This window comes from Chamaesiphon sp. OTE_75_metabat_556 (genome assembly GCF_031378165.1).
Lineage (GTDB): Bacteria > Cyanobacteriota > Cyanobacteriia > Cyanobacteriales > Chamaesiphonaceae > Chamaesiphon.
In genome coordinates this window covers 1-8,191 of the sequence record NZ_JANNDR010000229.1, presented here as the reverse complement: position 1 = coordinate 8,191, position 8,191 = coordinate 1, and the positions used below count along the sequence as shown (strand labels likewise).

Annotated in this window: 9 protein-coding genes; 6 read left to right on the top strand and 3 right to left on the bottom strand. The window is 46.7% G+C overall.

The features are described from left to right. Positions 1-329 (bottom strand): hypothetical protein (locus tag RMO27_RS09535; protein WP_309731742.1); only part of this gene is annotated, 329 nt, incomplete at its 3' end. A gap of 29 nt (positions 330-358) precedes the next feature. Further along, a complete protein-coding gene (locus RMO27_RS09530) occupies positions 359-694 on the bottom strand; it encodes a hypothetical protein (RefSeq protein ID WP_309731739.1) in 336 nt (111 codons plus the stop codon). Positions 695-1,005: 311 nt separating this feature from the next. Between RMO27_RS09530 and RMO27_RS09525 the strand changes: the two genes are divergently transcribed. Continuing rightward, on the top strand, positions 1,006-1,491 hold the full coding sequence (locus RMO27_RS09525) for a helix-turn-helix transcriptional regulator (protein ID WP_309731737.1): 486 nt from the start codon (positions 1,006-1,008) through the stop codon (positions 1,489-1,491). Here the strand turns inward: RMO27_RS09525 and RMO27_RS09520 are convergent. Then, entirely contained in the window at positions 1,452-3,164 is a 1,713-nt protein-coding gene (locus RMO27_RS09520; protein WP_309731734.1) for a DUF3084 domain-containing protein, read from the bottom strand. The genes RMO27_RS09525 and RMO27_RS09520 overlap by 40 nt on opposite strands. Positions 3,165-3,184: 20 nt before the next feature. Between RMO27_RS09520 and RMO27_RS09515 the strand changes: the two genes are divergently transcribed. From RMO27_RS09515 to RMO27_RS09495, 5 genes are all read left to right on the top strand, one after another. After that, positions 3,185-3,433 carry a hypothetical protein gene (locus RMO27_RS09515; RefSeq protein WP_309731729.1) on the top strand — a complete coding sequence of 83 codons (249 nt, stop codon included), beginning with the start codon at positions 3,185-3,187 and terminating at the stop codon, positions 3,431-3,433. Positions 3,434-3,727: 294 nt separating this feature from the next. Next, entirely contained in the window at positions 3,728-4,627 is a 900-nt protein-coding gene (cdaA, locus tag RMO27_RS09510; RefSeq protein WP_309731727.1) for a diadenylate cyclase CdaA, read from the top strand. Positions 4,628-4,688: 61 nt separating this feature from the next. Beyond that, positions 4,689-5,438, top strand: coding sequence for an isoprenyl transferase (locus RMO27_RS09505; protein ID WP_309731724.1), 750 nt, complete (start codon positions 4,689-4,691; stop codon positions 5,436-5,438). Positions 5,439-5,481: 43 nt separating this feature from the next. Next, positions 5,482-7,047 carry a peptide ligase PGM1-related protein gene (locus RMO27_RS09500; RefSeq protein WP_309731744.1) on the top strand — a complete coding sequence of 522 codons (1,566 nt, stop codon included), beginning with the start codon at positions 5,482-5,484 and terminating at the stop codon, positions 7,045-7,047. 281 nt (positions 7,048-7,328) lie between these two features. Next, positions 7,329-8,191: hypothetical protein (locus RMO27_RS09495; RefSeq protein WP_309731722.1), on the top strand; the 863-nt coding region annotated here is incomplete at its 3' end.

Genomic DNA, 8,191 nt, shown 5'->3' with positions numbered 1-8,191 from the left:
TATTTGGGATCTTGTGAATTCTTAGAACGTCGATTTGTCTCAAAGCGAAAATTGAGTGTCAAGAATTCACAACCGCTATTGGTAATTGTTAATCGATCGCCATTATTTAGCTTGACTGTTTCGATCCCTTCAGAGATAATTAGCCCACGATTATTGGTTTTTTTTAACACAAAACTGGTATTAGGAAATACCGACTTCTTGACGATCGGAGTAGGAGTCGATCTGACGCAAGTATCTTGGGCTATCATCACTTCCCGATTCTCGACCTGCTGACTAAATAGGGCAAGCAAACTAGAGCATAATAACAATATCGGTAGAATATTTAGCACGATCTTAAATTAAGTTTGATCGCCAGCGGTTAGAGTTGCGGCGATTTGGCAGTAGTCTTCCGAGCGCGGGGTTGTTTCGGCGCGATCGCTGCGACGATTGGTACGGGAACTGTGATGGTGGGAGCTGTGGCGGTTAATATTGGGGCTGTCTGTGCTGTGAGGACTGGATCTGGCGTTTGCACCTCTTGGAGTGTCACCTGTTGAGCCGGGGCGAATGAGATTTTGTGGTGGGGATTGGCGGCCACGGCCAAGACTGTACCCAGGATTAAGTACACTGGAAAAGGTAGATTGATGTCCTTAATAGATTGGTACAGTTGGGCGATCGCCAACAGAATAAAGAAAATTGCAATCCAAAATTGAGCCATATAGTTAAAATTCAGAGTGACTGAATATGTGTATTGCTGTCGGTCGTTCTGATGTGGCGATCGAGATCGGTCTAGAAAATTGACGGTAAAATCTCGTGAGATTCAAGAGCAGAGATTAGTGTAGATAGACGATATCCGAATCGATCTCAATTGTCAAGGGTGGAAAAACGGACATAACCTAGTTATAAATATCATCAGTCGTTGGCGTAGCCGCGCCGCGAGGTAATCGATAAAAATATCGTATTTATCGCATTCATGAATTTTCCACAAAGGTGATAAGCTGTTATGCGACGAGTTAGGAAACCTTAACTTTGGCAATTGTCGAAATACCCCCCGATTTCTCTAGTCTCACTACTATCGATCGACTACTCCAGTTGGTCGCCGATCGCCCAGACGGCATTACAATCAAGGAATTATCCGATACCTTGAACCGTCCGATCTCCATGATCCAAATTTGCCTCAAAATCGCGATCTCCAGCCGCAAAGTGGTTGTCAAGCAGCGCGATCTTGGCGGACAAATAGTCAAAGTATATGTTTTAAGACCAGAAAAAACTCAACCGCAGCAGCAGTTTCACCTCTCAAATAGTGCTAATTATAGTGGTGTTACACCGATGCATTTGCGAGAAGTAGCTGGATTGACCAAAGTCCAACTAGCGATCGCGTTGGGATTGAGCGTGAGGACGATTAATGACTGGGAGCAAAAACGCTCTCAGCCAAGATTAGTGCCATCTCAACTCAAACAGATGATGTCAGTGTATCAATGTACGCTCGACGAATTAATTGCCGCGTTTGAATAGGTATTAAATAATACTCGGCTGCCTACGCTTGCTTGTAATTTGACGATTAGTGGCCCTAAGGTATGAGTATCCTGATCGACAATTGCGCTGATGTCGATCGGGCGTTTTTGTTGTTTGATTCGGTCTACAAACTGGACGTAAGTCGCTAATTGGCCGTCACCAATTTGGGGTCGATCGTCTAAAATCCCCGATCTTCTAGCATGAAGTTGAGAGGTAACTAGTAGGATATTTAATTGTTGGCGAATTTGCTCTTCACTCATCGTAGTTGGGTCGATCCGAGCTTGGGCAATTTGCTCGTTACGATCGAATAACTTGAGATCGGGAGTAGCATCAATAAATACCTGAATCTTTCGATCTCCGACAACATAGTTACCAGTCGAAAAAATTCGCACCACATAGTTGCGGCGATCAGCAACTTGTTGTTTTAATTGCGCGAGTTGATTTGGGGCAATATCAATAATCTGTTGCTGGCGATTGATCGCGTCTGGATTGGTAGCTTGCAGGGCATTGAGATTTGCTTGAGCCAATAAATTATTAATGGCTTTGGTGGCCGTTTCGGGGCTGCTCACCTTGAGAATAGTGCTGGCGAGGACTTGATTGCGGACGATCCCGATATTACCTTGGCGGATCTTCCGATACTCTTGCTCGATATTATTGACTTCGCGTTCGAGTGAAGCTAGTCCTTGCCGATTAAATTTAATTTGTAACTCGATTTTTTTGAGTTGCTTATCTCTGAGTTTTAATTGCAAGGCACGAGTTTGAAATTCGCGCTCTAATTGTTGGTGCTGCTTGTCTTTTTCCTTGAGTTGTGCCTGCCGGACAGTTAGCTTGCCATCGAGTTGTTCGATTTGAGTTTTGAGGTTAAATAGTTCTGTTTGTTGAGTTTGCAGTTGGGCTTCGAGATTGGTCAATCTGGCAGTCTGTCGTTCCAAATCTTGACTTAACTTTTTAGCCGTATGCTCGTAAGTTTGCAAGCGTTGAGTTTGGTTGACGAGATTTGGCTCGACGGTAATCGTGTTGAGTCGCTGGTGCAGTTGCGCGCGCTGACTATTGGTAACTGTCAGTTGCTGTTGTAAGGGGGAAATCTCTTGTTCTAGGCCGTCAACTCGCGCTTTGAGCGATCGTACCTGCTGGGAGATCGCCTGTCGTTGTGCTTGCAGATCGCGGCGTTGGCGGTCGATTTCGGTAACTTCGCGCACGAGTTCATTCCGCTCGGTGGCTACCGATTGGAGTTGTTGTTGGGTATTTTTGAAGTTCTGTGTCGCCACGGATTGTTTGAGCAATTCATCTTTGAGCGATTTGTTAATCCCAGAGAGGAGAGTTTGCGCCTCCGATTGCTCGTTGCGAGCGACTTCTAGTTCGCGCTGCACTCGATCTTTTTGTTCGAGGGCGCGGGCGAGATTTTCCTTAGTATCCGAGAGCTTGCGCTGAATTTTTTGGAGATCGAATACCCCCGTACGAAGTTGCTCGCTCGCCCCAAAAATCAGTGTGAGTACGGAAGCAGAGATCAGTGTGCCTGTGACGATCGTCACTAAGGTTGCTGTTTGACGCGGGCGTAATTTAAACAGCGATAGCCTCGCCTTGCCTACCCGCGTACCAATCCGATCGCCAGAAACGGCGATAATGCCACCCAAAATTAAAATTGCCCCAATGAGAATATAGCCGCTGGTCATATATAAAGGTGAATCTGGCGTTGCTGAATTTAGAGGACGAGATGGGAGCGGGGCGAGACCAGGTAGATTTATGGCATTACTGCAACGTCATATTTATTTCTTCAAATCGGCACCGCCATAGATCCGAATTAGGCGCAGCCACAGCCGCTGCCAACGAACTTGATAGCATTAGCGATGTTCGATCCAGCGGCGATCGCAAGACTGGTACTATCCTGGTGGCGATGGCCGGAAATTTTCGAGCGACAGAATTATGGGTAATGAGGCAGTAGTGCTAGCGCGTAGCCGCTACCTGCCTCTTTTAGGCGATATTTCAGTCGGATGCGCAATCTGTAATTGGTGCGAATGTGGCCATACCCGATCGCTCGGTTAAGGTTTGTACCTAATGGTGATGAGGGGCTGAACTTATGATATCACAGCTATTTTAGAAGAGCGGCACTGACAGCCATGAGCTACCAAAAGTTGTCTAAATTGGCGATCGTGCATAAATATTAGCGTAGATTGATTGTCGATCGGCTCCAATCTGCCATAGAATCTAGGGATTGGTTGTAGTGGATTAAGTGCCAATGGCTTTGGGTCTGGGGTTTAATTCCCACTTTACAGAATCCTGGTTACGCCAAAGTTTAGACCTGGGATTAGTAATTGCCCTCACTTTTCTGGTGTTATTGGCGGTCAGAGATCGTCGAACGCTGTGGATGGTAAGAGGGTTAATTGTGTTGATGGTGGCGGCGGCGATCGGGGAGCGGTGTCAATTTCGGCTCTTGAGCTTTGTCTTGGACAAGTTAGTTGTTGGCGCAGCACTGGCGATGTCGGTGGTGTTTCAGTCAGAGTTTCGCCGGTTTCTGGAGCAATTAGGGCGGGGCAATCTCTTGCCCTCGATCCGATCGACCCGCCGCGTCAGCGATACCTCAGATCGAGCGATCGATCGGATCGTTGAGGCCGTCAAAGAATTATCCCAACAACGGATTGGGGCATTGATGATCCTCGAAACTGATGAAATGATGGACGAGCGAGATTTTGCGGTGCCTGGTGTCCGATTAGATGCGAAGTTATCCAAAGAATTAATCCAAACAATTTTTCAAAATACGACCTTACTGCATGATGGTGCGGTGTTTATTCGTGGCGATCGGGTGGTGGCAGCGGGAGTGATTTTACCGCTTTCCGATCGAGCCGCTTCCCGACAGCTAGGAACTAGGCATCGAGCGGCGATGGGAATTACCGAACGCACGAACAATTGTCTGTGTATCGTCGTCTCGGAGGAGACCGGATCGATTTCTTTGGCGGAGGCTGGCATCCTCGATCGCCCCCTGACTAGCAGTAAACTGAAGGAGCTATTAGAACTCCGGTTTGCTCCGCCGGGCGAACGCGAATCAGCCACCCCAGGTTTGCGCAACTTGCGCCGCAAATTTAGCGTGCGCACGATCAAGCTGTTTCGTCGCCTCTTCCAGTTGCCAGAACACAAATGAGCTATGAATTTACCACTACCGACAATTCATAATTCATAATTCAAAATCCATACCTCCTCAGATGATTTCCAAAACAACCAGTCTCATCGAACTACCTGCCGATTTAGATTGCACTCAGTTACCACAACATGTCGCCGCAATCATGGATGGGAATGGCAGATGGGCGAAACAGCGAGGATTTCCTCGGATGATGGGGCACAAACGCGGTGCGGATGCCCTCCGCGATCTCCTGCGGTGCTGTAAAGACTGGGGGATTGGCGCTTTGACTGTCTATGCATTTTCGACAGAAAATTGGGGTCGATCGATGGAAGAGGTCGATTTTTTGATGACCCTATTCGAGCATCTGTTTCAGTTGGAGCTGGCAGAAATGGTTGCCGAACAAGTGAAATTAGAAGTAGTCGGCGATCTGGAAAACCTCTCACCATCACTGTATGAAGCGATCGATCGGGCGAGAACTGCCACCCAGCACAATCAAGGCGTGCGCTTTACCGTCGCAATCAATTATGGCGGCAGGCAAGAAATCGTCCGTGCTTGCCAGATGATTGCCACTCAAGTCCAGCAAGGCTTAATCAAAGCTACCGAGATCGATGAAAAACTGCTCTCACAGCATCTCGATACCGCCCATTTACCCGATCCAGATTTACTAATTAGGACTAGTGGCGAGATGCGGATTAGTAACTTTTTATTGTGGCAGTTGGCTTATGCCGAAATTTATGTTACCGATACATTATGGCCGGATTTTGACAGGCGCGCCTTTCATCAAGCACTCCTCAATTACCAACAACGCCATCGGCGGTTTGGGAAAGTGTAGTTAGCAAATATTGAATACATTACCCCACGGGAGATCGATCGTGATCCAAGAGCGCGATGAGTCTAAGTCGAAACACGATCTATTTCAGAAGTTGCAATTGCGACTGCAAAATTTGTGGCAGAGTGTCGATACTCAGCTCGATAGCGATTGCGATATTTTGGTCGTACCCTCCCTCAGTCTCGATCGCAATGAATTACTCAAAGTTGAAGGCTGCATCCATTACGAAGAGCGGTTGTTATTCTCGTTGATGCGATTGTCCAATCCCCGCACACGGTTGATTTATGTCACCTCTGTACCCTTGGCACCGATTGCCATCGATTATTATCTGCAACTATTACCAGGGATTCCGTTCTCCCACGCCCGCGAGCGGTTATTGTTACTCTCAACCAACGATTATTCGCTCCAACCCCTGAGTCAAAAAATTCTCAAGCGTCCGCGCTTACTCGATCGGATCGGGCAAGCATTACGACCCGATCGATCGGTGATGATTTGCTACAATTCCACCGAGATCGAACGCGACTTGGCACTGCAACTCGATGTACCGCTATATGCGCTCGATCCCGATTTACTCTACTGGGGTACCAAAGCTGGCAGTCGGCAGATTTTTGCCGAATGTGGGTTGCCCCATCCCGATGGCAGTGAATTGGTATTTAGCGATCGCGAATTGGCACAAGTGGCGGCAAAATTGTGGGAGCGACAGCCACAGCTTCAGCGGCTGGTAGTCAAGTTAAATGAGGGCTTTTCGGGCGAAGGCAATGCCATCCTCGATCTGCGTGCCTTGGGACAGCCGTCCAGTCACAGCGAGCGAGTAAGCGCGATCGATCGGGCTTTTGCATCTCTAAGCTTTCAGGGCGCGAACGAAACCTGGCCGAACTTTCAGGGCAAAATCGGCCGTCTCGGCGCGATCGTCGAAGCTTTTGTCGAAGGAGACGGCAAGCAATCTCCCAGCGTGCAGGGGTGCATTACACCCATGGGTACGGTGGAAATTCTCTCTACCCACGATCAGATTTTAGGTGGTCCCGATGGTCAAATCTTTTTAGGTTGTCAGTTTCCAGCGGCAGCAGGCTATCGCCGCCAATTGCAAGATTTGGGTTTGGCAGTAGGCAAAAATCTAGCAGCTAAAGGAGCGATCGAACGGTTTGGCGTAGATTTCATGGCTGTCCCGAATGCTGATGGGAGTTGGGATTTACAAGCGATCGAAATCAATCTCCGCAAAGGGGGCACCACTCATCCCTTTATGACACTCAAATTCCTGACAAATGGTTACTATCAACTAGAAGATGGTTTATTTTATAGTCAACAAGGTAAGGCAAAATATTATGTCGCTTCTGACAATCTCCATCAACCGCATTATCGTGGTTTACTGCCTAACGATCTGATGGATATCATCGCGCATCATCGGTTGCATTTTGACACGAGTACCGAGACTGGGACTGTATTTCATTTAATGGGTTCGCTATCGGAATTTGGTAAAGTCGGGCTGACAAGTATCGGTAATTCGCTAGCAGAAGCTCAGGAAATTTATCATAAAGTCGAGGAAGTGCTGGACGCAGAAACTCAATTAATTAAGAGTCAACCGACACTACCGATCGCCTGGAGATGTCGCTAAATCATGCTTCCTAAGTTAAATTTAAGCAAGTAATTTGAGTGGTCTTTGATTTGGCTCGATCGATTTAATTTTTGGTAATTAGGATCTATATAGCCCTGACAGCCATAGTACAAAATTCCTAAAATGAAAACTGTCGATCGCAGACTGCAAAAACGCATAATTTAATTTTTGCGCCCAATTACTCTCTATGGTGGGATGAGTCAACTTGTAGCAAAAATTGTTACTTTATGCTCTACTTAACATCTACCATCAGATCGCTGCTGCGTGGCCAAGGAAGCAAAATGATACTAAGTCTGATACCACCTGATGAAATCCAAATATTTGCCCAAACGATGGCCTCCAGCGGACAAGCTGCGCGCATGTTCCTGAAGCCCGATGCCGTTTTACAGCAGCAGCTTGCATCTCGATGGCAAGATACAGCCACAGCACATCCAGAGCTTTTGAGTGATGACGATCTTGTGGCAAAACTGGTACTAGATTTGCTGGACGAGTTAAGAGCTAATTCCCCAGATGAACTGATTGGCAAATATTGGCTCTCATTTTTGTCAGGCAGGGCAATCGATGTCGCAACTAGAGTATATCGCCGGATTGGGATTCGGCTATATGATGTTCAGTGTGCTTGTATTGGCAGTATTGGTGACGTACATAATTTTTTCAATAACCTGGATGTCGATCGAGATCGTCATCAAAATTTACTAGCCAATCTCGATCGTTATGCCCAAGCAAAAATCAAGCATCTGGGCTATATGTATTTGAGGACTGAGTTTGCCGATCTAACGATTGGCCGTAGCAATCTGGGATTGATTACCAAATATTCAAGCTGTATCAAGGATGCTCTTGCCTATTGTGGTGTAGATCGAATGACGATCGAGCGAGATCTGCGCTTATCCAAAATTTTGATTGCATATTTGCACGCTGAAAATATAGCAGTTAATCGACTTATTTCTACTGATAACTTTGAAAAGTTTTGTAGATTGTATCGAACTCAATATCCCCAGTATGATGATTTACCAGTAAATATCTATAGTCGGGTAGATATTTACGACAGATTAAATAAAATTGGTACTGCGATTCGCAAATTTATTCAGCGGGTAAGTAGTGGAGCGATCCATCTCGATCGACCGATTGTCTTAAAAGATGATGC

What these genes read in the sequence shown, in the direction of transcription:
- RMO27_RS09530 (WP_309731739.1), bottom strand. Translation starts at nt 694, where the DNA reads ATGGCTCAATTTTGGATTGCAATTTTCTTTATTCTGTTGGCGATCGCC.
- RMO27_RS09520 (WP_309731734.1), bottom strand. Translation starts at nt 3,164, where the DNA reads ATGACCAGCGGCTATATTCTCATTGGGGCAATTTTAATTTTGGGTGGC.
- cdaA (WP_309731727.1), top strand. Translation starts at nt 3,728, where the DNA reads ATGGCTTTGGGTCTGGGGTTTAATTCCCACTTTACAGAATCCTGGTTA.
- RMO27_RS09505 (WP_309731724.1), top strand. Translation starts at nt 4,689, where the DNA reads ATGATTTCCAAAACAACCAGTCTCATCGAACTACCTGCCGATTTAGAT.